Origin of the sequence: Muricoccus pecuniae (genome assembly GCF_014199205.1) — a bacterium.
Classification (GTDB): Bacteria; Pseudomonadota; Alphaproteobacteria; order Acetobacterales; family Acetobacteraceae; genus Roseomonas; species Roseomonas pecuniae.
Genome location: NZ_JACIJD010000018.1, coordinates 1 through 24,635 on the forward strand (window position 1 = coordinate 1; position 24,635 = coordinate 24,635).

General features: G+C 69.8%; 25 protein-coding genes and 1 pseudogene. 4 read left to right on the forward strand and 22 right to left on the reverse strand.

Annotated features, from left to right (window positions below; translation table 11 throughout):
- Positions 1-76: 76 nt before the first annotated feature.
- Both FHS87_RS17150 and FHS87_RS17155 read right to left on the reverse strand, forming a co-directional pair.
- A pseudogene (locus FHS87_RS17150) lies at positions 77-349 on the reverse strand (transposase); the annotation flags it as partial.
- Between the two features lie 359 nt (positions 350-708).
- On the reverse strand, positions 709-1,068 hold the full coding sequence (locus FHS87_RS17155) for a hypothetical protein (protein WP_184520620.1): 360 nt from the start codon (positions 1,066-1,068) through the stop codon (positions 709-711).
- 164 nt (positions 1,069-1,232) lie between these two features.
- On the opposite strand from FHS87_RS17155, the gene FHS87_RS17160 reads away from it, so the two are divergent.
- Genes FHS87_RS17160 through FHS87_RS17170 form a run of 3 tightly spaced genes read left to right on the forward strand, consistent with a single transcriptional unit; the run spans position 1,233 to position 3,415 of the window.
- Positions 1,233-1,949: an IS6 family transposase gene (locus tag FHS87_RS17160; RefSeq protein WP_184520621.1), complete on the forward strand. Its 717-nt coding sequence runs from the start codon at positions 1,233-1,235 to the stop codon at positions 1,947-1,949.
- Positions 1,950-2,009: 60 nt separating this feature from the next.
- Positions 2,010-2,402, forward strand: a complete 393-nt coding sequence (locus tag FHS87_RS17165; RefSeq protein ID WP_312862035.1) for a LysR substrate-binding domain-containing protein — start codon at positions 2,010-2,012, stop codon at positions 2,400-2,402.
- 47 nt (positions 2,403-2,449) lie between these two features.
- On the forward strand, positions 2,450-3,415 hold the full coding sequence (locus FHS87_RS17170; protein WP_184520622.1) for an IS5 family transposase: 966 nt from the start codon (positions 2,450-2,452) through the stop codon (positions 3,413-3,415).
- A gap of 117 nt (positions 3,416-3,532) precedes the next feature.
- Here the strand turns inward: FHS87_RS17170 and FHS87_RS17175 are convergent, their stop codons facing one another.
- From FHS87_RS17175 to FHS87_RS17240, 14 genes are all read right to left on the reverse strand, one after another.
- Complete coding sequence (locus FHS87_RS17175; RefSeq protein ID WP_184520623.1) at positions 3,533-4,510, reverse strand: Bug family tripartite tricarboxylate transporter substrate binding protein; 978 nt, start codon at positions 4,508-4,510, stop codon at positions 3,533-3,535.
- A gap of 71 nt (positions 4,511-4,581) precedes the next feature.
- On the reverse strand, positions 4,582-6,306 hold the full coding sequence (locus tag FHS87_RS17180) for a hydantoinase B/oxoprolinase family protein (protein WP_221300044.1): 1,725 nt from the start codon (positions 6,304-6,306) through the stop codon (positions 4,582-4,584).
- On the reverse strand, positions 6,303-8,339 hold the full coding sequence (locus tag FHS87_RS17185) for a hydantoinase/oxoprolinase family protein (RefSeq protein WP_184520624.1): 2,037 nt from the start codon (positions 8,337-8,339) through the stop codon (positions 6,303-6,305). The genes FHS87_RS17180 and FHS87_RS17185 overlap by 4 nt, the downstream gene beginning before the upstream one ends.
- Positions 8,340-8,403: 64 nt before the next feature.
- Complete coding sequence (locus tag FHS87_RS17190; RefSeq protein ID WP_184520625.1) at positions 8,404-8,748, reverse strand: RidA family protein; 345 nt, start codon at positions 8,746-8,748, stop codon at positions 8,404-8,406.
- Between the two features lie 29 nt (positions 8,749-8,777).
- Complete coding sequence (locus FHS87_RS17195; protein WP_184520626.1) at positions 8,778-9,932, reverse strand: NAD(P)/FAD-dependent oxidoreductase; 1,155 nt, start codon at positions 9,930-9,932, stop codon at positions 8,778-8,780.
- On the reverse strand, positions 9,929-10,522 hold the full coding sequence (locus FHS87_RS17200; protein ID WP_184520627.1) for a hypothetical protein: 594 nt from the start codon (positions 10,520-10,522) through the stop codon (positions 9,929-9,931). The genes FHS87_RS17195 and FHS87_RS17200 overlap by 4 nt, the downstream gene beginning before the upstream one ends.
- Positions 10,519-11,787 (reverse strand): serine hydrolase domain-containing protein, encoded by a 1,269-nt coding sequence (locus tag FHS87_RS17205; protein WP_184520628.1) that lies wholly within the window; start codon positions 11,785-11,787, stop codon positions 10,519-10,521. The genes FHS87_RS17200 and FHS87_RS17205 overlap by 4 nt, the downstream gene beginning before the upstream one ends.
- 53 nt (positions 11,788-11,840) lie before the next feature.
- The gene (locus FHS87_RS17210) at positions 11,841-13,220 is read right to left on the reverse strand and encodes an FAD/NAD(P)-dependent oxidoreductase (RefSeq protein WP_184520629.1); all 1,380 of its coding nucleotides are present in this window, start codon (positions 13,218-13,220) and stop codon (positions 11,841-11,843) included.
- The gene (locus FHS87_RS17215) at positions 13,217-13,537 is read right to left on the reverse strand and encodes a (2Fe-2S)-binding protein (protein ID WP_184520630.1); all 321 of its coding nucleotides are present in this window, start codon (positions 13,535-13,537) and stop codon (positions 13,217-13,219) included. Before FHS87_RS17215 ends, FHS87_RS17210 begins: the two co-directional genes overlap by 4 nt.
- Positions 13,518-14,642: an NAD(P)/FAD-dependent oxidoreductase gene (locus FHS87_RS17220; RefSeq protein ID WP_184520631.1), complete on the reverse strand. Its 1,125-nt coding sequence runs from the start codon at positions 14,640-14,642 to the stop codon at positions 13,518-13,520. Before FHS87_RS17220 ends, FHS87_RS17215 begins: the two co-directional genes overlap by 20 nt.
- Before the next feature lie 20 nt (positions 14,643-14,662).
- Complete coding sequence (locus FHS87_RS17225; protein ID WP_184520632.1) at positions 14,663-15,478, reverse strand: ABC transporter permease; 816 nt, start codon at positions 15,476-15,478, stop codon at positions 14,663-14,665.
- Positions 15,478-16,341, reverse strand: a complete 864-nt coding sequence (locus FHS87_RS17230; protein WP_184520633.1) for an ABC transporter permease — start codon at positions 16,339-16,341, stop codon at positions 15,478-15,480. The genes FHS87_RS17225 and FHS87_RS17230 overlap by 1 nt, the downstream gene beginning before the upstream one ends.
- Positions 16,338-17,384 (reverse strand): ABC transporter ATP-binding protein, encoded by a 1,047-nt coding sequence (locus FHS87_RS17235; RefSeq protein WP_184520634.1) that lies wholly within the window; start codon positions 17,382-17,384, stop codon positions 16,338-16,340. Before FHS87_RS17235 ends, FHS87_RS17230 begins: the two co-directional genes overlap by 4 nt.
- Positions 17,385-17,389: 5 nt before the next feature.
- The gene (locus tag FHS87_RS17240) at positions 17,390-18,433 is read right to left on the reverse strand and encodes an ABC transporter substrate-binding protein (protein ID WP_184520635.1); all 1,044 of its coding nucleotides are present in this window, start codon (positions 18,431-18,433) and stop codon (positions 17,390-17,392) included.
- A gap of 135 nt (positions 18,434-18,568) precedes the next feature.
- Here FHS87_RS17240 and FHS87_RS17245 point away from each other — a divergent pair, with 135 nt between their 5' ends.
- Positions 18,569-19,474, forward strand: coding sequence for a LysR family transcriptional regulator (locus FHS87_RS17245; protein WP_184520636.1), 906 nt, complete (start codon positions 18,569-18,571; stop codon positions 19,472-19,474).
- Positions 19,475-19,865: 391 nt separating this feature from the next.
- On the opposite strand, the gene tnpC is transcribed toward FHS87_RS17245, so the two are convergent.
- From tnpC to FHS87_RS17275, 6 genes are all read right to left on the reverse strand, one after another.
- Complete coding sequence (tnpC, locus tag FHS87_RS17250) at positions 19,866-21,461, reverse strand: IS66 family transposase (protein ID WP_184520637.1); 1,596 nt, start codon at positions 21,459-21,461, stop codon at positions 19,866-19,868.
- 61 nt (positions 21,462-21,522) lie between these two features.
- Positions 21,523-21,870, reverse strand: a complete 348-nt coding sequence (tnpB, locus tag FHS87_RS17255) for an IS66 family insertion sequence element accessory protein TnpB (protein ID WP_184520638.1) — start codon at positions 21,868-21,870, stop codon at positions 21,523-21,525.
- On the reverse strand, positions 21,867-22,235 hold the full coding sequence (gene tnpA, locus FHS87_RS17260) for an IS66-like element accessory protein TnpA (protein WP_184520639.1): 369 nt from the start codon (positions 22,233-22,235) through the stop codon (positions 21,867-21,869). The genes tnpB and tnpA overlap by 4 nt, the downstream gene beginning before the upstream one ends.
- A gap of 43 nt (positions 22,236-22,278) precedes the next feature.
- Positions 22,279-22,554 carry a DDE-type integrase/transposase/recombinase gene (locus FHS87_RS17265; protein ID WP_376766442.1) on the reverse strand — a complete coding sequence of 92 codons (276 nt, stop codon included), beginning with the start codon at positions 22,552-22,554 and terminating at the stop codon, positions 22,279-22,281.
- A 464-nt stretch (positions 22,555-23,018) separates the two neighbouring features.
- The gene (locus FHS87_RS17270; RefSeq protein ID WP_184520641.1) at positions 23,019-23,732 is read right to left on the reverse strand and encodes an amino acid ABC transporter permease; all 714 of its coding nucleotides are present in this window, start codon (positions 23,730-23,732) and stop codon (positions 23,019-23,021) included.
- A 31-nt stretch (positions 23,733-23,763) separates the two neighbouring features.
- On the reverse strand, positions 23,764-24,597 hold the full coding sequence (locus FHS87_RS17275; RefSeq protein WP_184520642.1) for an ABC transporter substrate-binding protein: 834 nt from the start codon (positions 24,595-24,597) through the stop codon (positions 23,764-23,766).
- Positions 24,598-24,635: the final 38 nt, after the last annotated feature.

Here is a 24,635-nt window from a genome sequence, read left to right on the forward strand (position 1 = left end):
GCCAGGGCCGATGTGCCTTGTGACCGGATACGTTGGCGTAGACTGATCAGACCAGGTCGTGAAAGCCCTTGCGGACGGGGCGGGCCATACGTTTTGCCAGCATCTCCTTTAGCGTCGCCACATCCAGCATCTGCTCCGCCAGCAGCCGCTTCAGCTTGGCGTTCTCCTCCTCCAGTCCCTTCAGCTTGCGGGCATCCGACACATCCATGCCGCCATACTTGGACCGCCACGTATAGAACGTCGCGTCGCTGATCCCGTGCTTGCGGCACAGATCGGCCGCGGTCGCACCTGCCTGGTGCTCCTTCAGCACGCCAATAATCTGCTCTTGCGTGAACCTCGACCGCTTCATCGTCCGTCTCCTGTTGACGGACACTAACTTCAGAACGAGGGCATTTCAGGGGCAAGGTCACAGAGGCTGGCATGGATGGTCGAGCCTACTTTAGATAGGAGCGGATCGTGGGACGTTGTGTTTCCATTACCAATCCTTGATGATCGTGCTGAACAGGGAAGGCTGCGCGGATGGGCGACTGCAGCGATGCTGACCCACTGATAGAGCAGGTTCGTGTTGCAATGCGGTATTTTGGCCGCGCCGCTGCTTTCCATGAAGCGTGGCACCCGGCCGTTTACGATCCAGCCTTGCTGACCAGAGCAAGCAACACTGGAAGTAAGGAGACCTTCTTCAGCGTCCGGCGGGCACTCAGAAGGGAGTTACTGGGCCAGCTTCTGGCTCTGTGGGACGGCACGCAGGAGACGCCCTCCCTTCCCTTGCTGGTGGAAGCTGTTGCTGCCAACGCTTCGTCCGTCAGATTCGAAGAGGGTCCAGAAGCGGGGCAGCCCTTGGCCGCCTCTGGCGCGCCCTTGAGCGGGGCTGGAAGTGATATCCTGGGCAAATATAGGGACAATGGGCAGGGGTGGGCGGTGCTCCGCAGATTGCGGGAAACGCGCTTTCTGGAAGAACTCAAAGGAGAGATTGGCGCGACGAATAGCCACACCGAGGTACAATCCGAGGTTGATGACGAGATCGCCGGTTTCTTCGACGACCTCAAGCGCCTCGTCGAAGTGGTGCAATCGGCATTTCCTGACGCAGCACCACCTTCCTCTGGGCGTGGGACGCGAGAATTTTGGGCGTCCTTGCGGGAATAGGCTTCTGGCCTGCAGGTGTTCGTCTGGCACCGTCAACTTGGCCGGCCGCCAGCTTGCCCGAGCGGCCCACCACCAGGTAGTCGGGTGGGATGACTGCCCCCGCCGCCTGCCCCAGCTTCGCCGGGTATCGCTTCCCGGCCGAGGTCATCAGCCAAGCGGTGTGGCTCCTCTTCCGCTTTCCGCTCAGCTTGCGGATGGTGGAGGAGATGCTGGCCTTCCGCGGCATCGTGGTCAGCCACGAAACACTGCGACAGTGGGGCCGCAAGTTCGGCCAGGCGTTTGCCAATGGGATCCGCCGTCGGCTGCCACGGGCCGGTGACAAGTGGCACCTGGATGAGGTCGTCCTCAAGATCAACGGTGTGACGCACTGGCTTTGGCGCGCCGTCGATCAGGGCGGGATGGTGCTCGACGTGCTGGTGCAGAGCAGACGGGACAAGCAAGCGGCCAAGCGGCTCCTCAGGAAGCTGCTGAAGCGGCAGATGCGGCCACCGCAGGTCATGATCACCGACAAGCTGGCAAGCTACGGCGCGGCGAAGAAGGAGGTGATGCCTTCAGTGGAGCACCGCCAGCACAAGGGGCTGAACAACAGGGCGGAGAACTCGCATCAGCCGACGCGAAGACGAGAGCGGCAGATGAGGCGGTTCAAATCATCAGGTCAGGCGCAGCGCTTCCTTTCTGCCCACGACGGGATCAACAACCTCTTTCATCTTTGCCGCGACCACCTCACTGCCTGTGAGTACCGTGCCGCAAGGGCGCGCGCGTTCGAGGTGTGGTCCGACATCAGCGGGGCCGCCGCGCGGGCTTGATCGCCCTTAATCCCAGTGCCGCTCCGTCAGCTTCCTCGCCTTGGGGCCGGCAAGTTGACGGTGCCGCTGCAACCCGAGGCCTTCGATCCCGCGCAGGCCGACCTTACCGTCAGCATCGCCGCGACGGACTACGCGCAGCGCGTGATCATCTTGCCCTTCCTGACCCGCATGCGCCGGGAGGCGCCGGGGGTTCGCGTATCCGTGCAGCCCGTGGACATGGCGCAGCTTCCCGCGCAACTGGAGCGAGGGAGCCTCGACATGGCGCTGATCACGCCGGAGGTGGCGCCGGACGCGCTGCGCGCGCGCAAGCTGTTCGACGAGCGCTATGTCAGCGTGTTGCGCGCCGGACATCCGGCCGAACGGTCGCTGGACCTCGACACTTTCTGCCGGTTGGATCACGCGATCATGTCGCACGAAACTGTGGTGCATGGATCGGATCTGAGGCCGAGGTAGGGTGGGATGGGGCTGGAGCGCCCCGATGACCGACAGGGACACCGCGCTTGCCCTTCAAAGTAAACAAGGACCGGCGCCATAAGATCCCGCGGCAGCGGCATCGGGTCACGAACTGGCCCGCCTATGAGGCGGGCCTTCGCTCTCGTGGCAGCCTGACGGTGTGGTTCACCGAGGACGCCATTGAGGGCTGGCGGGCAGCGCCTCGGACCACCCGCGGCGGGCAGCCATCCTATTCGGACCTGGCGATCGCGACTGCGCTGACCTTGCGTGCCGTGTTCCATCTGGCGTTGCGCCAGACAGAGGGCTTGATTGCCTCGATCCTGCAGTTGCTGGGCATCGATCTTGCCGTGCCCGACCACACGACCTTGAGCCGGCGTGCGGAGACGCTCGAGGTGCCGCGGCCCTGCGGCGGGCAAGCGCCCGTGCACTTGCTGGTGGACAGCACGGGGTTGAAGTTCTGCGGCCCCGGCGAATGGTTGACGGAGAAGCACGGAACACGACGACGCCGGTCGTGGCGCAAACTGCATCTCGCCACTGACGCCGACACGGGGCGGATCGTCGCGTCGGTGCTGACAGGCCACGATGCCGATGATGGTGGGCAAGTCGGCCCGCTGCTCGAGAGAGTGGACGGACCTGTCGCGTCCCTCACCGCTGATGGAGCTTACGACCGCGACGACGTCCATGCCGAGATTATGGCCCGTCACCCTGAGGCGGAGATCATCGTGCCGCCCCGATCAAGCGCCGTCCCAAGCGCGTCGGCCAGGGCTACGCCGACCGCGCGCGACCGCCATCTGCAGATCATCGCCGAGCGCGGCCGCATGGGCTGGCAGAGAGCGTCTGGCTACAACTGGCGTGCCTTGGTTGAGGCCGATGTGTCGCGCTGGAAGCGCGTTATCGGTGACGGCCTGCGCTCGCAAACGGACGGACGCCAAGCGACCGAGGTGGCCATCGCCGCCGAGGTGCTGAACCGCATGTTGGACCTGGGTCGCCCAGAATACGTCCGCATCGCCTAATCGTCAGGGCTCCTGGGAAAGATGCGTCCAACGCTCCGATCGATGCAACAGGGTCGATCATAGGCTCACCGCCGCGGCGTGAGACGGCATCGCTGGCGCGAGGACTGACAGGCCCCTTCAGGCGGAAATCTTCGCCTCCCGCACCACGGTGCCCCACTGCTCGCTCTCTCGCGCCATCATCGCGGCCAGTTCCGCCGGCCCGGCTGCCACGGCATCCCCGCCCGAGCGGGCCATCTGCTCGCGGAAGACGGAGCTGGCCACCAGATCCGCGACTGCCCTCGCCACGCGATCCACCACCGTCGACGGCGTGCCCTGCGGCGCGAAGAGGCCACCCGTGGAGGCCGCTGCGTAGCCGGGCAGACCGGCCTCCACCATCGTCGGCAGTTCCGGCAGCAGTGGATGGCGCCCCGTGCCGCAAAGGGCCAGAGCCCGGACGCGGCCCCCGCGCACCTGCGGCTCGGCCGACGGCAGGCTGTCGAACATCATGTCGATCGTCCCGGCGACGAGGTCGTTCATCGCCGGGCCGCCGCCGCGATAGGGGACGTGGGTGATGTCGATACCGGCTTTCAGGCGGAACAGCTCCCCGGCCAGATGTATCATCGATCCCGTTCCGGCGGAGCCGAAGGTGAGCCTCCCCGGCTGTGCCTTGGCCAGCCCGATCAACTCGGCGACGGAATGCGCGGGCAGCGCGGTGGACACGGCGAGGAGATGCTCGATCCGGAAGGCGAGGCTGATCGGCACGAGGTCCTTTAGCGGGTCGAAGCCAAGATTGTGGTAGAGGTGCCGGTTCACCGCCACCGCCCCGTTCGTGCCCATGAGGAGCGAGTAACCATCGGCCGAGGCGCGGATGACGTTTTCCAGCGCCAGGTTGCCGCCGGCGCCAGTGCGGTTCTCCACCACCACATTCCCCCCGAGGCGCTCGGAAAGCCCGTTGGCGAGGATGCGGGCGAGCACGTCGGTGCCGCCCCCCGCCGCGAAGGGCACCACGATCCGGACGGGGCGGGACGGCCAGGCCTGGGCGAGCGCCGGGCGCGCCAGGGCGGCCGCTGCGGGGGCTGCGGCCAGGGCGGCCAGCCATTCACGTCGTGCGAGCATGGTCCTGCATCCTTCAATCAGAGGCGTGACGGCATCTCCCGGGCACGGCCTCTTTCGGGCCGCGCCTCGCATCAGTTCCGCAAGGCGGCAGCGACCAGCGCCGCGCCGTAGTCGAGTTCGGCCTGCCCGCGCGTCAGGCGGCCATCGGCGAGGTCCGCCGCCAGGGCCGCTTCCGGCCGTTCCCCTGGCGCGCCGAACCCGCCGCCGCCGGGCGTCTCCAGCCGCACGCTCTCGCCCGCCGCCAGCACGAGGTTCGCGGCCTTGGAGGAGAGCTCCTCCTCCCCGTGCGTGCCGGGATTGCGTAGCAGCCGCGCCGTTCCGCCGGCCAGGCCGCCGAAGAGGCCGGGAGCGCCCGCCTTGTGCCCGTCGGAGCGGGCGGAGAAGACGATGCCGTCCCGCGTGGCGCGGATCTGCCGGGCGATGCCCTGTCCGCCGCGGTGCCGGCCGGCGCCGCCGGAGCCCTCCACCAGCGCGTATTCCTCGACTAGCAGGGCATACTCGTTCTCGAGCGCCTCGGCCGGCAGGTTGGAGGTGTTGGTGACATGGACATGCACCCCGTCCATCCCGTCGGCCGCGCCACGCGCGCCGACGCCGCCGCCCATGGTCTCTAGGTAAACGAAGGTGCCGTCGCCGCGCCGCCGCTCGCCGGAGAAGATGATGGCGGGCACGCTGTCGAGGCTCGCGGCCATCGCGCGCTCCGGTGGAAGCAGCTCCGCGAAGGCGGCGAAGAGGGCGCGGGCCACCTTGTTGCAGGTGATGCTGCGCGCCCCGGTAGCTGCGGGAAAACGCGGGTTGACGAGGCTCCCCTCGGGCGCGCGGATCTCGACGCAGGCGGCGAGGCCCTGGTTCGGCAGCAGCTCCGGGTCCAGCAGCGTCTTCACGGCGTAGTAGACGGTGGCGCGGAGCGCGCTCTCCGGCACGTTCATCGCGCCGCGCGCCTGCGGGGCCGTGCCCTGGAAATCCACGATCAGCCGGTCCCCCTCCGCGGTCACGCCCACCACGATCTCCACGGGGTCGCCACCCAGCCCGTCGTCGTCCATCCAGGCGCGGCCGATGGCGCTGCCCGCCGCCATGGCCCGGATGCGGTTGCCGAGGCGGCGTGCGGTATAGGCCAGCAGGTCGTCGATCGCGGCCGTCGCGGCGGCGAGGCCCATGCCGGCGCACAACTCCTCCATCAACCGCACGCCGCGGAGGTTGGAGGCGACCTGCACCTTCAGGTCCAGCGCGCGCTCCTCCGGCTCCCGCGAGTTGTGGGCGACAAGATTCAGCAGCGCCTCATCCAGCTTCCCCCCGCGCACGAGGCGGATGACGGGGATGCGGAGCCCTTCCTCGAAGATGGAGCGGGCGCTACCCGAGATGGAGCCGGGCGTCGGCCCGCCCACATCGGAGTGGTGGCCGACATTGGCGGCGAGGAAGCGCGGCCTGCCCTCCACGAAGACCGGCGTCACCACCGCGATGTCCGGCGTGTGCGTGCCACCCGCGAGGTAGGGGTCGTTGCAGATGAAGGCGTCGCCCTCCCGCATGCGCTCGATCGGGCAGGCCTCCAGCACGGCGCGCACGCTGCCCATGAGGGAGCCGAGATGCAGCGGGATGTGCGATGCCTGCGCGATAAGCCGGCCCGCCGCGTCGAACAGGCCGACGGAGCAGTCCTTCCGCTCCTTGATGTTGGTGGAGAAGGAGGAGCGGATCAGCGCGTTCCCCATGTCCTCCGTGATGGAGAGGAGGCGGTTGCTGAACACCTCCATCGCGATCGGGTCGGAGAGGGCGGGCGCCCCCGTGTTCACGCCGTCGCTCAAGGGGCAGTCTCCACGATCAGGTTGCCGGAGGGATCCACCGTGACCCGCTGCCCGGGCTCGACGACGGTGGTGGAGCTCATCTCGTCGATGATGGCGGGGCCGGGGATCGCCGTCCCGGCGCCGAGGCAGGCGCGGTCGAAGACGGGCGTCTCCACCCAGCCCGCGTCGAAATGGACCTGGCGGCGGGCGCGGGGCTCGGGCGCGCCGGAGGTGCCGCCCTCGAAGCGCGCGGCAGGACGGTCCACGCCGCCCACAGCCTTGAGGCGGGCGTTCACCACCTCCACGGCGCGTCCGGGCACGTCGTAGCCGTACTCGCGGCGATGGGCGTCGGCGAAGCTCTCGTGGAAGCTCTCCAGGGCGAAGCCGCCCTCGTCGGGCAGGCGAACCTGCACCTCGTGGTTCTGGCCCTTGTAGCGGGCCTCGATCACGCGATGGACGGTGCGGCGCGCCGGCTCCACGCGGCCAGCCTCCAGCCAATCCTCGCCCTGCCCTGCCATCATCTCGAAGCGGGCCATGATGCCCGGCCAGTTCTCCGGCGTGGCCTCGGCGATCTCACTGCGGACGAAGTCGAGGCTGATGTCGGACATGAGTATGCCGCGGGCGCACATCGTGCCCGGCTCCTGCGGGACGAGGACGCGGCGGATGCCGCATTCCCGAGCCACCGCCCCCGCATGCAGCGGCCCCGCGCCGCCGAAGGGAAAGAGGGCGAAGCGGCCGAGGTCGTGCCCCTTCTCCGTCGAGACGGAACGGATGGCGCGGCTCATATTGGCCACTGCGATGCGGATGATGCCCAGCGCCGCCGCCTCCACGCTCAGCCCCAGCGGCCGCGCGATCCGCTCCTCGATCGCGCGGCGGGCGGCGTCCTCGTCCACCCTCATCCGGCCGCCCAGCAGCGTGACGGGGTCCAGCCGGTGCAGCACGATGTTGGCGTCCGTCAGCGTCGGTTCGCGGCCGCCGCGCCCGTAGGCGACGGGGCCGGGATCGGCACCCGCGCTGTGCGGGCCGACCTTCAGCGCGCCGGCGTCGTCGATCCAGGCGACGGAGCCGCCGCCGGCGCCGATGACGTGCACGTCCACCATCGGTGTGCGGACCGGATAGTCCGCGACGAGCCGGCTGGTGGCGAAGGCGGGGACGCCGTTGGCGATGAGGGATACGTCCGTGCTCGTGCCGCCGACATCGTAGGTGACGACGTCCGGGAACCCCGCCGCCCGCGCCACCTCCGCCGCGCCCACCACGCCGGCCGCTGGGCCGGAGAGACAGGTGCGGACGGGAAAAGCGCGCACCGTCTCCACCGACATGAGGCCACCGTTGGAATGGATGGTGTGCGGCTTTGCCTCCACACCGATGGCCGCCAGGCGCTCGAGGAAACGGTCGAGGTACCGTTCCATGCGCGGGCCGACATAGGTGTTGATGGCGGTGGTGGAGAAGCGCTCGTACTCCCGGAACTCCGGCAACACCCCAGATGAGGTGGAGACATAGGCGCCGGGCAGGATCGCGCGCAGGATCTCCGCGGCGCGGCGCTCATGCGCGTCGCATAGGTAGCTGTGCAGGAAGCCGATGGCGACTGCCTCCACCCCGGCCTCGCCGAGGCGGCGCGCGGCGTCCTCCACGGCCGCCTCGTCCAGCGGCTCCAGCTCCCGCCCATCGGCGTCCAGCCGGCCGCCCACCTCGAAGCGCAGGGCGCGGGGGATGAGCGGCGGCGGCTTGGCGACGGCATAGTCGTAGAGATGCGGGCGGGTCTGGCGGCCGATCTCCAGCACGTCGCGGAAGCCCCTGGTGGTGATCAAGCCGGTGCGGACGCCGCGCCGCTCGATCACCATGTTGGTGGCCACCGTAGTGCCGTGGCCGACGAAGCCGATCTCCCCGGCGGGCAGGCCGAACTCCCCGATCAGGGCGCGCAGCCCGGTCCCGATCGCCTCCGAAGGGTCCGCCGGGGTGGAGGGGACCTTGAAGTGGCGGAGCCCGCCATCGCGCGTGTCGTGCACCGTGAAATCGGTGAAGGTGCCGCCGACGTCGAAGCCGATCCGAAGCATGCCTGATCCCAACCTGCCATCCAGGACGAGCGCCGCGTGGAAGCGTCCGCGCGGCGCGGGGTGCCTAACGCGCGGCAGTCACGACCACCTCGATCAGCGTGTTCGGGCCGAGCTCGGAAACGCCCAGGGTCGCGCGTGTGGGCAGATCCTCCGGGCCGAACCAGGCCGTCCATGCCTCGTTCATCGCGTCCTTCTGGCCCATGTCGGTGACGTAGAGCGTGGCGGCGAGAAGCTTTGTCTTGTCGCTGCCGTTCTCGGCGAGGAGCTTGCCGATCTTCTCCAGGATCTCCGCGGTCTGCCCCTTCATGTCCTTGGAGCGGTCGTCGGCCACGATGCCGCCGAAGTAGAGCACCCCGTTGTACTCGACCACGCGGTGCATGATGGGCGTGCGGGCATGGCGTCGGATCATGTGTTGTCCTCTCGTGTTGATGCCGGGCCTCAGCCGGCCGGCTGCGGCAACGCGGCCCCGCACGCCGCCGCCGCGCCGCCGAAGCGGGCGGGGGCGAAGGCGGCGATGGGGCGGTTCGTGGAGCCCTGGGTGGCGAGCTGGGCGACGATGTCGCCGACCAGCGGCCCCAGCTCGAAGCCGTGGCCGCAGAAGCCGAAAGCGTGGATCACGCCCTCGGCCAGGGCGGAGGGCCCGATGACGGGGATGTCGTCCGGCGTCACGCCCTCGATGCCGGCCCAGGCATGGACGATCCGGGTTTCCGCCAGGATGGGGAAGAGTTCGAGCGCCGTGCGGGCGGAATAGGCCAGGCGCTTCACGTCGAGCGTCGTGGCCCCGGTGTCGAGACTAGCGACGCCCTTGTGGCCGCCGCCGATCATCACCTGCCCGCTCTCGGCCTGCTTGAAGGAGATGGGGCGCGAGGTCGCACCGACCACGGGAATGACGAAGGCGGGCATGCGGGCCGTCAGCATCATCATGAACGCGTTAAAGCCGAGCGGAAGCCTCTCCCCCACCGCGCGCGCGAGGCGGGCGCCCCATGCACCGGCGGCGTTCACCAGGACGGGGGCGGCGTGCGCCGCACCATCGGCGGTGCGCAGGTGCCAGAGTCCGCCGCGGCGCTCGGCGGCGGTGACGCGCGCGCCTTCCAGGATCTCGGCGCCGAGGGCGCGAGCCGCGCGACCGAAGGCGAGGCTGGTGCGGTAGGGAGAGGCGAAGCCATCCCGCCGCGTGACCATGCCGCCGACGGCGTGTGGCGCGACGGCGGGGAGGAGGCGGCGCAGCTCGGCGGCGTCCACCACCTCCTCATGCGTGAAGCCGCTGGAGCGCAGGGAAGCCGCGCGCTCCTCCAGCACGGCGAGGTCGGCGCTGCTCTCGGCCACCTTCACCTGGCCGGAAACGCGGAACCCGCAGTCGTCACCGACGAGTTTCTCTATACGGTGCCAGAGGTCGAGGGCTTCCAGCGCAAGCGGGATTTCGGCGGGGTGGCGGCCGAGGGTGCGGACACCGCCGGCGGAGAAGCCGGAGGCATGGCGGGCCAGGTGCCCGGCCTCCAGCACGCGCACGCGGCGGCCGCGCCTGGCGAGGTGCAAGGCGGCGGAGAGGCCGTGCAGCCCACCGCCGACGATGAGGACCTCCGGCCCGCTCACGCCAGACCTCCGGCATCGGATTGCACAGGAAGGGGATCGGGCATCTCGCCGGCCATGGCGGCCAGGGCCGCGAGGCCCACCGGAAGGGCGAAGGCGACAGGGCCGATCAGGGCGCACTGCGCCAGCACGGCGTCATCCCGCGCGGGACCGGGCGGTCCCTCCAGCAACCCGGCCAAGGCGACGGGATCCAGGCGCTCTTGCGCGGGCAACGGGCGGGGCCGGGCCGCTATGCCGGGCCCGGCAGGTTGCCCGGCCAGTGCCAGGGCCGCGATCCGTGCCTGGACGGGCGCTTCCGGGCCCGTGACGCCGAGGGCGGGGCCCGCGGCGAAGATGCCGGGCTGCGAGGTCTCGCCGTACCCGTCCACCACCGGCGCGCCGCCGTCGAAGGTGCAGCCGAGGGCGGCCAGGATCAGCGGCACGTCGTCCAGCACCAGCAGGCGGTCGAAGAGCAGGGCGCGCAATCCGCCCCTGTCCTCCACCCAGAGGCGCCCCGGCTCGGCGTGCCAGGCCTGCGGCACGATCACGGCACCCGGCAGGTGCCGCGACGCCTCCAGGGCGGCGGGCCCACCGCCGAGAACGAGGGGACTCATTCCGCGATGGCCTGGTAGGTCAGCGCGTTGAGCATGCGCCGGTAGCGCAGCCGCATCTCGCCCGGGGCAAGGGTCATCAGCACCACGGCCAGCTCCTCTTTCGGGTCCACCCAGAAATGCGTGCCGTAGGAGCCGCTCCAGGAGTAGTCGCCGGGGTTGCCGAGAAGGTTGGTGCCGCGCGCGTCCCGTCGGACGGCGACGGTCAGGCCGAAGCCGTAGCCCGCCTTGGTCGGGTCGGTGGTGCCGACGCTGCCGCGCGTGTCGGCGGGCAGGCGATCGGACACCATCGCCTCGACCGAGCGCGGCGACAGGACCTGCCGCCCTTCCAGCGTGCCGCGATTCAGCAGCATCTGGGCAAAGCGGATGTAGTCGGCGGCGGTGGTGCGGCCGCAGCCGCCGCCGCACTCGAAGCCGAGCGGCTTCGACAGGTCCGGCACGCTCTGCGGCCTGCCCGTCGCCGGGTCCTGCGGCAGCGGGCGGGCGAGGCGCGCGGCCTTCTCCGCGGGCACGGTGAAGCCGGTGTCCGCCATGCCGAGCGGGCGGAAGATCCGATCCTCCATGAAGGCGCCGAGGCCCTGGCCCGATACCTCCTCGACCAGCCGCCCCAGCACGTCGATCGACAAGCCGTACTCCCAGGTGGTGCCGGGCTGGCTCACCAACGTGGCCTCTCCGATCTTGCGGATGAAGTCGGCGCCGCTGTAGCCGGTGCCGGAGCCAATGGAGGAAGGCGGGAAGCTGCGATAGGCCGCCGAGCGGGCGTTGCCGTAGGGGATGCCGGAGGTGTGGCGCATCAGGTCCTGCACCGTGACCGGCTGCGCCGCCGGCACGGTTCCCGTCCCGTCCGCGCCCTGGTCCGGCGCCGCGACCTGCATCGCCGCCAGCGGCGGAAGGTAGGTGGCGGCCGGATCGCCGAGGGCGAGCCGCCCCTCTTCGAGCAGCGTCATGATGGCGACGCCGGTGACGGGCTTGGTCATGGAGGCCATGGCGAAGATCGCGTCCAGCGGCATCGGGGTGCCCGCGGCGCGGTCGAGATAACCATAGGCCTCGTAATGGACGAGCCGCCCGCGGCGCGCGATCGCGACCACCGCGCCGGGCATGCGCCCCGCATCCACCTCGGCCCGCATCGCCGCGTCGATCCGGCCCAGCCGCTCGGAGGACATGCCAACCTCTTCCGGCCGCGCGCGGGGCAGCGGGTCCGCCGCTTGGGCGGAGGCGGCGCCGAGGCCGAAGGTGAGCGCGCCCAGCAGGGCGAGAGACCGCAGCATGCTTTTCTCCTCGGAAGGCCCGGCCCGGTCGCCGGGCGGGCGTGACGGAACGGCTAGCCCACCTCTTCCGGCGGTAGGGCGGCGAGTTCGCCCACGGTCAGCGGCTTGAAGGGCGCACGGGGGCGGAGGGCGCCGGCCTCCTCGACGGAAATGCCGCGCTCGGCGGCGATGATGGCGGCGACGGTGTTGCCGCACATCCGCCCCTGGCAGGGCCCCATCCCCGTGCGGAGATAGGCCTTCGCCTGGTTCGGCCCGGTGGCGCCGAGCCGGGCGGCCTGGCGCACCTGTCCGGCGGTGATCTCCTCGCAGCGGCAGACGATGGTGGCGTCGTCCTTCGGGACGAGCACCTCAGGCGCGGGGGCGTAGAGGCGGTCGAGGAAGGGGCGCAGTGCCAGGGCGGCGGCGAGCTGCGCGCGATGCGGCGCGGCGCGGCGCGCGGCCTCCTCGGCGGAGAGGCGGCCGAGGCGGCGGGCAGCGTCCAGGGCGGCGATGCGGCCGGTGGCCGTGGCCGCCTCCCAGCCGCCGATGCCGCCGCCATCGCCCGCCACCGCGACGAGGTCGTGGCTGGTCGCGCCCCACTCGTCGAGCGCGGGGCGCCAGCAGCGCTGCGCCTCGTCCCAGTGGTGCTCCAGCCCGAGGGCGCGGCTGACATGGGTGGAGGGGATGACGCCCTCATGCAGCAGCAGCGTGTCGCAGGCGATCTCGCCACCGGCCCAGCGCACGCGCTGGACGCGGCCCTCGCCCTCGGCGCGGAGGTCCCGCACGCCGCGCACGATCCTCAGCCCGCGCCGCTTCGCCTCGCGCACCAGGGAGACACCCTTGGTGAGCAGGCGGCGGCCGGTCCAGAGACCGCCGGCGCGGAAGGCATCCCACAGGGCGCCTTTGCCGCCGGTCTCCAGCAGCGTCATTGGCCCGGCGCCGGCGCGGAGGAGCTGGACAGCGAGGAGCCAGGTCAGCGGTCCCTGGCCGGCGAGGACGAGCGGGCCCTGGGGCACGGCGCCGGCCGTCTTCAGCAGGATCTGAGCGGCACCGGCCCCCATCACGCCCGGCAAGGTCCAGCCCGGGATGGGAACAGGGCGTTCCTGGGCGCCCGTCGCGAGAAGAAGGCGGGAGACCTGGATTTCCTCAGAGGCGCCGTCCCGGAGCACGGAGATCACCCCGGTGACGAGGTCCATGTGCCAGAGGGTGCTGCGCGGGCTGTAGTCGATCCCCCTCGCCGCGCGGAAGCCACGGGCCAGGGCGCCACCGGCATCGAGGAACTCGCCAGCGAGGGCCGGGTCGGCGCCCGCGGCCTCGACGGCGCGGAAGACCTGGCCGCCGGGGGCGGGCTGCTCGTCGATGACCAGCACCGAGAGGCCGAGCGAGGCCGCCTCGACAGCCGCGGCCATGCCCGCGGGGCCGGCACCGGTAATGGCGAGGTCGTAGGTCTTCATGCCGCGACCTCCGGGGCCGTGCCGGGGCGGGCCTGCCGGGCGCCGCGCTGGGCGGCAATGCGCATGCCGGGCTCCACCGTGACCATGCAGGCCTGGCGGTTGGCCACGCCGTCGATCTCGGCGAGGCAGTCGAAACAGATGCCCATCATGCAGTAGGGCAGGCGCGGCGCGCCCCCCACCGGGGTCTCGCGGATGGCGGGGAGGCCGGCCAGCAGCACGGCGGCGGCGGCGGAGGCGCCTTCCGGCACCAGGACGGGGCGGCCTTCGACGAAGACCTCCACCGTGGCGGGGCGGATGTCAGGCCGCGGAGCGAACATCGTGGAAACGCCTTGCGCTGAAGGGGGCCATCTCCGGCGGCAGCTCGCCGGCGGCGATCATGGGGGCGAGGATATCGGCATGGGCGCCCGCCAGGGTGACGCCGGAATGGCAGTTCGCCGTGAAGGCGCCGGGGAAGCGCCCGGATTCGTCGTAGATGGGCAGGCCGTCGGGCGCCATCACGCGGAGCGCGGACCAGGCGCGCACGATGTTCAGCTCGGCGATCCAGGGAAAGGTGAGGACCGCGCGCTGCGCCATGCCGCGCATGAGCTCGGGCGTCTGGGTGAGGCTGTCATAGCCAGCCTCCTCCTTGCTGTCCCCGATCATCACCGAGCCCTCGTCGGTCTGACGGATGCTCGTGGTGGGCATGGGGAGAAGCTGGCGCGTGCGCTCCGTCACCAGCACCTGGCCGCGCTGCGGGCGCACAGGCGCCTCCAGGCCGAAGCGCGGGGCGAGCGCCGCATTGCCGAGGCCGGCGGCGAGGACGATGCGCGGAGCCCGATGTGTTTCGCCCCCCGCCTGCACCGAGAAGTCACGTGGAGCGGCCGTGCCTTCAGAAACGCCGGCATTGGGGCGGTAGGTGCCGCCGGCATCGCGGAAGGCGGTGTGCAGGGCGCGCAGGAGGTACAGGGGGCTGGCATGGCCGTCGTACGGCGTCCAGCTAGAGCCCACCACGGCGCGGCCGATGCCGGGCAGCATCTCGGCCGTCTCGGCGTGGTTCAGCATGCGGTATTCCATGCCGAGATTCCCGGCCTCGCGCTGCAGCTGCGCCATGTAGACGGCGCGCTGCTCGAACTCCTCCTCGGAGAGGCAGATATGGATGCCGCCGGGCTGGTGCAGGGCGGTGTCGAGCCCGGTGCGCTCGGCGAGCTCCGTCGCCAGGCTCGGCCAGGCCTCGGCCGAGCCGCGGGTCCAGCGCTGGTAGTGCGGGGCGCCGAGGCCCTTCGACTGCACCCAGACAAGACCGAAGTTGCCGCGGCTGGCGCGGTGGGCGACGTCGCCCTCGTCCAGCAGCACGGTGGAGAGGCCACGCTTCTGCAGCCCGTAGGCGATAGCGGTGCCGACAAGGCCGCCCCCGACGACGATGACGTCGTGTGTCACGCTCATCCGTGTTTTCCCCGGCGCGCTCACGCGCGACGTTCCCCCGTGAGAAGTCGGTCGATGGGATAGAAGCGGTCCAGCACCAGCAGGAGCACCGCCGTGACCGCGATGAGGGCCGCGGAGACGGAGGCCACCAGCGGATCCGTCATCTGGTCGATATGGGTGAAGAGCCGCACCGGGATCGGCGTGTAGGAAGGAGAGGCGAGGAAGAGACTCACCGTCAGCTCGTCGAAGGAGGTGATGAAGGCGAGTATCCATCCGCCGGCGAGGCCGGGCATGATCAGCGGCAGGGTGATGCGGCGGAACACGGTGAAGCGGTCCGCCCCGAGGCTCTCGGCCGCTCGCTCCACCCGGGGGTCGAGCCCCGTGAGGCCGGCGGAGACGAGGCGGAGCATATAGGGCGTGATCACCACCAGATGCGCCGCGATCAGGCCGGGAAAGGAGCCGGCGAGACCGAAGCCGGAGAAGAAGCGCAGCAGCGCGACGCCGAGCACGACATGCGGGATCATCAGCGGCGAGACGAGTATCGCCGCCAGCACGTCCCGCCCGGGGAAGCTGTGCCGGGCGATGGCGAGCGCGGCCGGCACGGCGATGGCGGCGGAGAGGGTGGCGGAGGTGAGGCCGAGGCCGAGGCTGACCCAGAGGCTCTCGATGAATTGCGGGTTGTCGGCGATGGCGGACCACCAGCGCAGCGAGGCGCCGTCGAAGGGCATGGCGAGGTATCCCTTGTCCGTGAAGGAGACGAGGATCACCACCACCAGCGGCGCCACGATGAAGAGCGTGAAGACCAGGTGGAAAAGAAGGGCGAAGGGACCGTTGCGGTCCCGGCGGTCGGCAGCCATCAGGCGCCTCCCAGCCGGCGCAGGGCGCGCCTTTCCACGAGGCGCGTCCAGAGCAGGGTGGCGGCCAGGATGGTGGCCAGGAGGAGGGTCGCGATGGCCGCGCCGAGCGGCCAGTTCAGCGTGTTCAGGAACTCGTTATAGGCCATGCTGGCCACCACCTTCAGCCGCCTGCCGCCGAGCATGGCGGGGGTGGCGAAGGCCGAGGCGGACAGACAGAACACCATCAGCGCCCCGCCGAGCACGCCCGGCATGATGTTGGGCAGGATGATGCGGCGGAAGATGGTGAACCGCCCGGCGCCGAGGCTCTCCGCGGCGCGCGAGAGGGCGGGGTCCAGCCGGCCGAGGCTTGCCCAGACAGCCAGCACCACCAGCGGCACCATGACGTGCACGAGGCCGAGGATGACCGCGAATTCGGTGAACATCATGCGGAAGGGCGCGTCCGGCACGCCGATGGCGAGCAGCGCCCCGTTGATGAGGCCGTTGGTGCCCAGCAGCACCATCCAGCCGAAGGTGCGCACCACCACGGAGACGAGCAGCGGTCCCACCACCAGCAGCAGCATCAGCCCGCGCCAGCGCGGCGACATCCGGCGGATGATCCAGGCTTCCGGCACGCCGATCGCCACGCAGATGGCGGTGGTGATGAGGGCGATGCGGAAGGTGCGGGTGAGCGCCTCCTCGAACAGCGGATCGGTGAAGAGGTCGGCATAGTTGGCGAGGTCGTAGCGGGGCAGGATGCCGCGGGAGAATTCGAAGCCCTGAAGGCTGAGCACGAGCACGCTCACCAGCGGGATGACGAGCGCCACGAGGTAGACGACGCCCGAGGGCGCGGCCAGCAGCGCCGGGGAGGTGCGGCCCGCGCTCATGCGGTCTCCAGCTGACGGAGGCTGTGGGGATCCCAGCCGAGAGAGACGGGCGCGCCTTCCTCCACTGGTGGGGCGCCGGTGTTCTGGGCCGTGACCATCATCGGGCCCAGCGGGGTATCCACGCGGTAGAGCCAGGAGGCACCGAGAAAGATTCGGGAATGCACGCGGCCCGGCAGGGTGCCCGCGCCCTCGAGCCCGATGCGGAGGCGCTCCGGGCGGATCGTCAGCATCACCTCGCCGCGCGCCCCGGCCAGATCCGGCGGCAGGGCGAAGCGCTGGCCGGCAGCCTCCGCCATGCCATCCGCGGCGCGGGCGGGAAGACGGTTGCTGCGCCCGAGGAAGTCGGCGACGAAGCCGTCCGCCGGCACCTCATAGGCGCGCCAGGGCTCGTCCACCTGCACCACGCGGCCGGCCTGCATCACCGCCACGCGGTCGCACAGCGCCATGGCCTCCTGCTGGTCATGGGTGACGAGGATGGTGGTGACGCCGACGCGGCGCTGCAGCTCGCGCAACTCCACCTGCATCTCCTCGCGAAGCTTGGCGTCGAGGTTGGAGAGGGGCTCGTCGAGCAGGAGGAGCTGCGGCTCGATCACCAGCGCGCGGGCGAGGGCCACCCGCTGCTGCTGGCCGCCGGACATGTTGCGCGGGAAGCGGTCCGCGAGGTGGGAAAGGTGGACGAGGTCCAGCGCCTCCGCCACGCGCCGCGCACGCTCGGCCTTCGGCACGCGGCGCATTTCCAGCCCGAAGGCGACGTTCTCCGCCGCCGTCATGTGCGGGAACAGCGCGTAAGACTGGAAGACGAGGCCGATGCCGCGCTTCGCGGGCGGCGTGCTGGCGAGGTCCTGGCCGTCGAGGACGATGCGGCCCTCCGTTGGCGTCTCGAAACCCGCGATCATCTGCAGCGTGGTGGTCTTGCCGCAGCCGGAGGGACCGAGGAGGCCGAGGAACTCGCCCCGCGCCACCTCGATGGACACGCCCTGCACGGCGGTGACGGGGCCGTACCGCTTGGCGACGCCATCGAGAACGAGGTAGCCGGGGCGCATGCGGCTCAGCGCTCCACTTCGCGCTGCCAGCGACGCGTCCACTCCGTGCGGTTGGCGTTGATCGTGTTCCAATCCAGGGCGATGAGCTCGCGAACCTGCTCCTCGCCGTAGATCACCTTGGCGGCGACCTCGGCGGGCAGCTGCGTGTTGCGGTTGGTCGGACCAGAGCCGTACTGGCGGGAGAGGGTGGCCTGCACCTCCGGCGAGACGAGATGCGCGAGGAACTTCTGGGCGAGGTCCGGGTTCGGCGAGCCCTCCACCGCGCAGGCGGCGGTCATCAGCACCACCCCGCCCTCCTTCGGCCGAACGAAGCCCATGGGGAAGCCGGCCTCGACCATGGCGGCGGCGCGGGAGGAGCCCCAGACGGCCAGCCAGATCTCGCCGGACTGGAACATCTCGCTCATCTTGCCCGGGCTGCTCTCATAAGCCAGCACGTTCGGGTTGATCCTCTCGCGCATGGCGCGGAAGCCCGGATCGATGCTCGTCTCGCTGCCGCCGTTCACGCGGGCCATCATGGAGAGAATGTGCAGGCCGTAGGTATTGTCGATGCCGGGAATGGCGAGGCGGCGGCGGAACTCGGGACGCGCCAGATCCATCCAGGTGGTCGGCACGGGCAAATTCCGCTCGCGGAAGATTCGTGTGTTGTAGGCGATGCCAGTGTAGCCGAAACCGGTTCCGAGGGCGCGGCCCTCGCCCATCACGGCGACGGGGTAGAGACTGGATACCGCCGCCTCGTCCGTCGCCTTCTGGCAAAAGCCGAGCGAAATGGCCTGGGTCATTGGCCCGTCATCCAACACGGCCACGCCCACCTCCTGGCGGCCCCGCTGAGCCTGAAGTCGCGCGAGGCTGTCGGAAGAGTTGCCGGCGAGATAGTCCACGCGGGCGTTGTTGGCGCGCTCGAAAGCCGGGATGACCGACTGGCGCATGATGCTCTCGTAAGAGCCTCCATAAGCCGCGACCACAAGGCGCTGCTGCGCCATAACCGGGGCGGCCATGCCCCCGGTGATTCCCATTGCCGCCACGGCAGCCAGCAGAAGTCTGCGCACCATCGTCGCTCCTCACGCCATTCAGGAGTCGCCGGTGCCTGTCCGGCGCTGGACGTTGCGTCCGCATGAACGCTGGCACTCTTCCGTCTGACCGCGCAAATTCATAAATCTCCCCTTTTAATTCCCAGGAGTAGCGAAGTGACCCCGCGCCGCCTCCATCAGCTCGAAGCTTTCCGCGCCGTGATGCATGGCGGCTCCGTCACACGGGCGGCCGAAATCCTCGCCCTGTCGCAGCCCGCGGTCACGAAGCTGATTCGCGCGCTTGAGGAGGAGACCGGCCTCATCCTCTTCGACCGCAGCCGGCGACGGCTCACCGCGACGCATGAGGCACACCTCTTCGAGGCAGAGGTCTCGCGTCTCTTCGCCGCGGCCAAGCGCGTGGACCGGCTGGCCAACGACATGCGCTTCGCGGGGACGGGCGAGTTGCGCGTGGCCGCCCTTCCCTCCTTCGGGATCGGCTTCGTCCCTGCCCTGCTCGCGCGTTTCGCCGCTGCGGAAAAAGGACCGCGCGTCTCGCTCACCGTCGCCAGCTCGCTCGAGGTGCATGACCTCGTGCAGTCCGGGCAGGCGGATATTGGGTTCGCCTTGCCGCTGGGCGCGGCGGGCGCGCTGAACGCGGCACCGCCGATTCGCTTTCCGGGGGTGCTCGCCCTACCGCCGCGGCATCGGTTGGCGCGCAAGACGGTGGTGGACCTGCGGGACCTGGAACGCGAGCCTTGTGTGTCGCTCGGGCGCCAGTACCGGCTGCGCGACATCGTGGACGACCTGTTCGAGCGGCACGGCATCGCACCCATCCATGTCGCGGAGACGCAGAACGGCGCGGCGGCCTGCGAGATGGTGGCGCAGGGTTTGGGCTTCACGATCGCCAATCCCGTTACCGCCGCGGATTTCGGCCGCCGGCTGGTGCTGCGGCGCCTCAGGCCCACGGTAGAATTCCCGGTGCACATCCTCTCGCCGCCGGGGCGGCGCATGTCGCGCACCGCAACGCAGTTCCTGGAAAGAGTTCAGGAGGCTGCAGCGCCAATCCTGAAGCAGTGGGGCTGATCTGCCACCGCAACGTCGGCGGGACGGCGTGGCACAATCACGCCCGCTCCAGATGGCGTGCGCATCGCCTGCTACGGGTCCGCATGCTGCCGCTGCAACAACTCGGAGCCAGAGCCCATCGGTTTTGTCACAGCCCAGGCCATTTCCGCTGATCGGCGCTGTCGCCCGGTCATCCTAGAAAATCCCCTCAGCCGTCCAAGGTTCAGCTACGCTGAGCGAGGCAGTCTGATCTTCCTCCGTTCGAGTTGCCGAAGAAGCTTTCCGTGGGGACATTGTCCCAGCAATCGCCGTTCCGGCCCATGGAGCGGAGCATGCCGTTCCTGGCGAGCAGGCGGCGGTGGTCGCGAGCCGTGTAGTGACGTACCCATCCGGCGAGTACCGCGGTTGACGATCAGGCGGCGGCTGAGATTGGCATGGCCTTTGGCGCCCAGTTCCACGGCAGGAGCTGATCGAGCTTGGAGGCGGGGTGGTCGGCGATGCGGGCGAGGACGTCGGCGAGCCAGGCCCTGGGGTCGATGCCGTTCAGCTTGGCGGTGGTGATGAGTGAGTACATGGCGGCAGCCCGCTCGCCGCCGCGGTTACTGCCTGCGAACAGCCAGGCCTTGCGGCCGAGGGCGACGCCGCGGAGGGCGCGTTCGGCGGCGTTGTTGGTCAGGCAGATCCGGCCGTCGTCGAGGAACCCGGTGAATGCCTCCCAGCGCTTGAGGGCGTAGTCCAGCGCCTTGGCTAGGGCGTTGTGGCGGGACAGCCTGGCCCTGGTCTCGAGCATCCAGGCGTGGAGGTCGGCGATCAGCGGGGCCACGACGGCGGTGCGGTGGGCTAGGCGCTCCGCGGCGGGGCGGCCATTCACCTCGCGCTCGGCGTCGAACACGCGGTCGATGCGCCGCACCGCCTCGGCCGCGAGAGGTGCGCGGGCGACCTCGGCCAGCTCGAAGGCTTTCCTGCGAAAGTGTGACCAGCACGCGGCCTCGGTAATCGGCCCTGGCTTGCGGTCGGGGCGGTAGAGCTCGCCGAACCCGGCATAGGCGTCCGCCTGCAGGATGGCTGTGTAGGTGGCCATGTGCCGCCTGGGGTGCTCGGCCGTGCGGTCGCGGGAGAAGTGGAACAGGGCGGCCGGCGGGGCCGGTCCGGCAAAGGGCCGGTCGTCCCGGACATAGGTCCAGAGGCGGGCCGTGACCGTCTTGCCGCGGGCGAGCAGCGGGACAGTGGTGTCGTCCCCGTGCAGGCGCTCGGCGGCCAGGACATGGGCCGCGATGAGGGCGTGGAGGGGCGAGAGGACCGCGGCCGCGGTGCCGACCCAGTCGGCGAGGGTGGAGACACTCAGCTCCACCCCCTCGCGGGCGTAGGTCTCGCTCTGGCGGTTGAGCGGCAGATGCTGGCCAAACTTGGCTTCCAGGACCATGGCCAGGAGGTTGGGCCCCGCGCGCCCACGGGCGATGGGATGGAACGGCGCGGGCGGCTGGGTGATGGTCTCGCAGGAGCGGCAGCTGAACCGCTCCCGCACGGTCTGGACCACCTTCCACGACCGGGGCACCACCTCCAGCGTCTCGGTGACGTCCTCGCCCAGCTTGGAGAGCGCTCCCCCGCAGCAGGGACAGGCGGTGGGCGACGGGATCACCACCCGCTCGCGTGGCAGGTGGGCGGGCAGAGGACCCCGGACCGGCTTGCGGGGCGGTGGCGCCCCGGGCCGTTCCCCACCCTGGCCCTCGGCCCGGGTCGCCTCCTCGGCGACGGTCGCGACGAGGTCGCCGAGTTCCAGTTCCAGCTGGTCGATGAGCTCGCGGCCGCGCTCGGAGGAGGCGCCGAACTTGTCGTGGCGCAGCTGGGCGATGACCAGCTTGAGGTGCGCGATCATCGCCTCGGCACCCGTGGCACGGGTCTCCGCCCCCATCGCGCGCGCCTCGGCGGCGATGCGCGCCTCGCGCTCCGCGGCCAGAGCCGCCCGGAGCGCCTCGACGTCGTCGGCAGGGTCCGGCGCGGGCGTCATGGGGGGAGTGAATCAGACGGCGGAACCCACCGCCAGTCCAATCACCCCTGTCCTGACAGGATCAGCCAGCAGCCTGCGGTCGGTAGGTGTGCTGCGGGTTCCGCCAGTCGATCCCGTCCAACATGTAGGCCAGCTGAGAGGAGGAGATGGCCACGGCGCCATCCACGGGCGCGGGCCACAGGAAGCGTCCCCGCTCCAGCCGCTTGGCGTAGAGGGACATGCCGAGCCCGTCGTGCCAGAGGATCTTGACCAGGTCGCCGCGCTTGCCGCGGAACACGTAGAGGTCACCGGCATGCGGGTCGCGCCCGAGCGCCTCCTGCACCTGCAGTGCCAAGCCGTTCATGCCGCGTCGCATGTCCGTGTGGCCCACCGCCAGCCAGACCCGCACACCAGCGGGAACCGGGATCACCGCCGCAGCACCGACAGCACGCGTCGCAGCGCCGCCGCGTCCACGTCAGCCCCTACCCGCACGAGGGTGCCGTCCGGCAGCGCGATCTCGATCCGCGGGTCCGTCGCCGCCGTGGGCGCCACGGGCGCGGACGCCGCCGCATCGCTCACCTGCACCGGCAGAAACAGCGGCTCGGGCGCGTGAGGTGCCGTCAGCCGCCCTTGCCGCAGCTGCCGCCGCCAATACCACAGAAGCCCACGGCTGATGTCGTGCCTCCGGGCCACCTCCGACGTCCGCGCTCCGGGCTGTGCCGCCTCAGCCAGCACGCGCAACTTGTCCTCGGCACGCCAGCGACGACGCCGCTCCACCCCGGTGATGATCTCCATCCCGCCCCCGTCCTTAGCGTCGCCCTTACGAGCGTCACTAAGGTCAGCGAACATCACCACTCACAAAAGGCGGCACTCGGCGGAAGGGTACGTAGTGGCTGCCGCGGCCCGCATGGTGCAGCAGTCCAGGCCCTGGTTTGCGGTTGGTGATCGCCATCCGACGGGCTGCGAGCGTCAGCGCCTGGGCCATGGTTTCGAGCATGGCCCAGCCGACGGCCTTGCGCGAGAGAAGGTCGAGCACGACGGCGAGGTGCGGCCAGCCCTCGCCGGTGGTGATGTTGATGGGTATGCCGGTGGGTATGTGGGGGACGTCGGCCAGCCGGACCCTGTTCGGCTCGGACGTGGCGAACTGGCGATTGGGGAGGTTCGGGGCGACTGCATCAGCGACCGGCCGCTGCTCTCCAGTAGCTCGCGAAGGGCAAGCTCGTCATCGGTCATCGTGGCAGTCCGAGGTTAGGGTTGTAGGTCTCGACAACCCAGGCCCTACCGAAGATCACCGCGGTGACTGCTCCTCCTGAAGCGGCCTACTCCTAGACCACCCCCAGGGGCACGACCCAAGCACCAGCGCGCTCGGACCAAGGCCTTGCTGATCTGGAGCAGAAAACCTTTGCCAAAGCGGCTGCTTGATCCTGCCCCACCCCACGCGATGCGACCGAACGTGTGTTCGCGTCGAGCAACTTGCCAGTGCCCCCAATGGCGCAAGTTCATCCTGCTTGTCCTCTCACACACCCTTATGATTCTCGAGTCGCAAGCGGAATTTTTTCATTTAAGCAACGATGCATATCATACTGCCTCGACGGCCCTGGGCTGGACCGGCATCGCGGCGCGGCTGACCTCGGCGTAGCCGCGGCCGTAATGGCGCTCCAGCCGGACCTGGACGAGATTCCACAACGTTGTGAGCACGAGGTAGTAGACAGCGGCCACGCAGTAGAGTTCCAGCACCTCGAACTTCTCCTGCATCAGCACCTGGCTACGACGCATCAACTCATCCAGCGAGATAACGGAGGCGAGTGAGGTAGCCTTGAGCAGGCCGTTCAGCGAGTTGCCCAGCGGCGGGATGATAAGGCGCGCAACCTGAGGCATGAGGACGAGCCGCAGTGTCTTCCAGCGGGACAGGCCGAGGGCCTTGGCGGCCTCCGTCTGCCCCTTGGGGATACCGTTGAAGCCAGCCCGGATGGTCTCCGAGAGGTAGGCGGCCTCGTTCAGGCTGAGCGCGAGGAGGGCCGAGGCCAGCACACCCAGTTTGACGCCGATCTGCGGCAGGCCGGTGTAGATGAGGACGAGCTGCACCAGCAGCGGCGTGCCACGGAAGACCCACACATAAAAGCCCGCCACGCCCGAGAGCGCGGCGTTCTTTGACATACGCATCAGCGCGAGCATGGTGCCGAAGATCAGGCCGACGATCATCGTGACGATCGTCAGACCGATCGTCACCGCCACGCCTTCCAGTAGGTAGGCGTTGGTTAGGTAGGACAGGAAGGCCTTCACGTCGAACATCGGCCTGATCCTCCTGGCTGAAAGCGGGTGCTCAGTTCGGGCCGTTACCACGGATGGCGAAGCTGGTGCTCGCCAGGCGTGTCATGCCGAACTTGTCGAAGAGGCGGTCATAAGTGCCGTTGGCCTTCAGCTCGTTCAGGGCGGCGGCGAAGGCCTCAGCCAATGGCTTGTCGCGAAAGGCGAAGGTGATATCGGTGCCGAACAGGCTGCGAACATGAATTTTCGCGATGCCGCGGCTCACCATCTCGTTCGCCGTCTCGTCGATATTGATCGCGGCCTCGAGCTGGCCGGCACGCAGGGCGGCCACCGTCTCGCTGGCTGTCGAGAAAGTGCGAAAGTTCACGGGCTTGAGGCCCCGCGCCACCATTTCCGCATTCGCCTCGCGCGCCTTCCGCTCGTTATAGGTGCCGGTCTCCACGCCAACGGTGCGGCCTGAGAGATCGTCGAACTTCGCGAAGACCAACGTACTGTTCGGCAGGGTGTAGATGCTGATGGCCTGCTGCGCGTAAGGCACGAGATAGAACATGTTGGACCGCTCCTCGGTCCAGAACATGCCGGTGTTGATCGTGTCGAAGCGCCCAGCGCGCAGGCCCGGGATCATCGGCGGAAAGTCCATACGCATCAGCACGGGTTCCACGCACATCTTGGCCGCCGCGGCACGGGCGAGCTCGACGTTCAAGCCCTGCAGCTCGCCTTTGCTGTCCACGAATTGCTGCGGCGGCAGGGTGGGATTGATGGACATGGTCCATTTGCCGCCCTCGACGAAGCTACTGGCGGGCACGCGGGGCGTGCAGGTCTGGGCGGCTGCCGTCCCGCCGAGTAGGGCGGCGCTGGCGAGGCCGAGGAGGAGACGTCGCATGGTCATCTTACGGTTCCCGTTGCTGAGTGTGCCTGTTCGACCGG

Coding starts and splice junctions, on each gene's coding strand:
- FHS87_RS17160 (WP_184520621.1), top strand. CDS start 1,233: ATGACTGCCCCCGCCGCCTGCCCCAGCTTCGCCGGGTATCGCTTCCCG.
- FHS87_RS17175 (WP_184520623.1), bottom strand. CDS start 4,510: ATGCTCGCACGACGTGAATGGCTGGCCGCCCTGGCCGCAGCCCCCGCA.
- FHS87_RS17185 (WP_184520624.1), bottom strand. CDS start 8,339: ATGCTTCGGATCGGCTTCGACGTCGGCGGCACCTTCACCGATTTCACG.
- FHS87_RS17190 (WP_184520625.1), bottom strand. CDS start 8,748: ATGATCCGACGCCATGCCCGCACGCCCATCATGCACCGCGTGGTCGAG.
- FHS87_RS17200 (WP_184520627.1), bottom strand. CDS start 10,522: ATGAGTCCCCTCGTTCTCGGCGGTGGGCCCGCCGCCCTGGAGGCGTCG.
- FHS87_RS17205 (WP_184520628.1), bottom strand. CDS start 11,787: ATGCTGCGGTCTCTCGCCCTGCTGGGCGCGCTCACCTTCGGCCTCGGC.
- FHS87_RS17210 (WP_184520629.1), bottom strand. CDS start 13,220: ATGAAGACCTACGACCTCGCCATTACCGGTGCCGGCCCCGCGGGCATG.
- FHS87_RS17215 (WP_184520630.1), bottom strand. CDS start 13,537: ATGTTCGCTCCGCGGCCTGACATCCGCCCCGCCACGGTGGAGGTCTTC.
- FHS87_RS17220 (WP_184520631.1), bottom strand. CDS start 14,642: ATGAGCGTGACACACGACGTCATCGTCGTCGGGGGCGGCCTTGTCGGC.
- FHS87_RS17225 (WP_184520632.1), bottom strand. CDS start 15,478: ATGGCTGCCGACCGCCGGGACCGCAACGGTCCCTTCGCCCTTCTTTTC.
- FHS87_RS17230 (WP_184520633.1), bottom strand. CDS start 16,341: ATGAGCGCGGGCCGCACCTCCCCGGCGCTGCTGGCCGCGCCCTCGGGC.
- FHS87_RS17235 (WP_184520634.1), bottom strand. CDS start 17,384: ATGCGCCCCGGCTACCTCGTTCTCGATGGCGTCGCCAAGCGGTACGGC.
- FHS87_RS17240 (WP_184520635.1), bottom strand. CDS start 18,433: ATGGTGCGCAGACTTCTGCTGGCTGCCGTGGCGGCAATGGGAATCACC.
- tnpC (WP_184520637.1), bottom strand. CDS start 21,461: ATGACGCCCGCGCCGGACCCTGCCGACGACGTCGAGGCGCTCCGGGCG.
- tnpA (WP_184520639.1), bottom strand. CDS start 22,235: ATGGAGATCATCACCGGGGTGGAGCGGCGTCGTCGCTGGCGTGCCGAG.
- FHS87_RS17270 (WP_184520641.1), bottom strand. CDS start 23,732: ATGTTCGACGTGAAGGCCTTCCTGTCCTACCTAACCAACGCCTACCTA.
- FHS87_RS17275 (WP_184520642.1), bottom strand. CDS start 24,597: ATGACCATGCGACGTCTCCTCCTCGGCCTCGCCAGCGCCGCCCTACTC.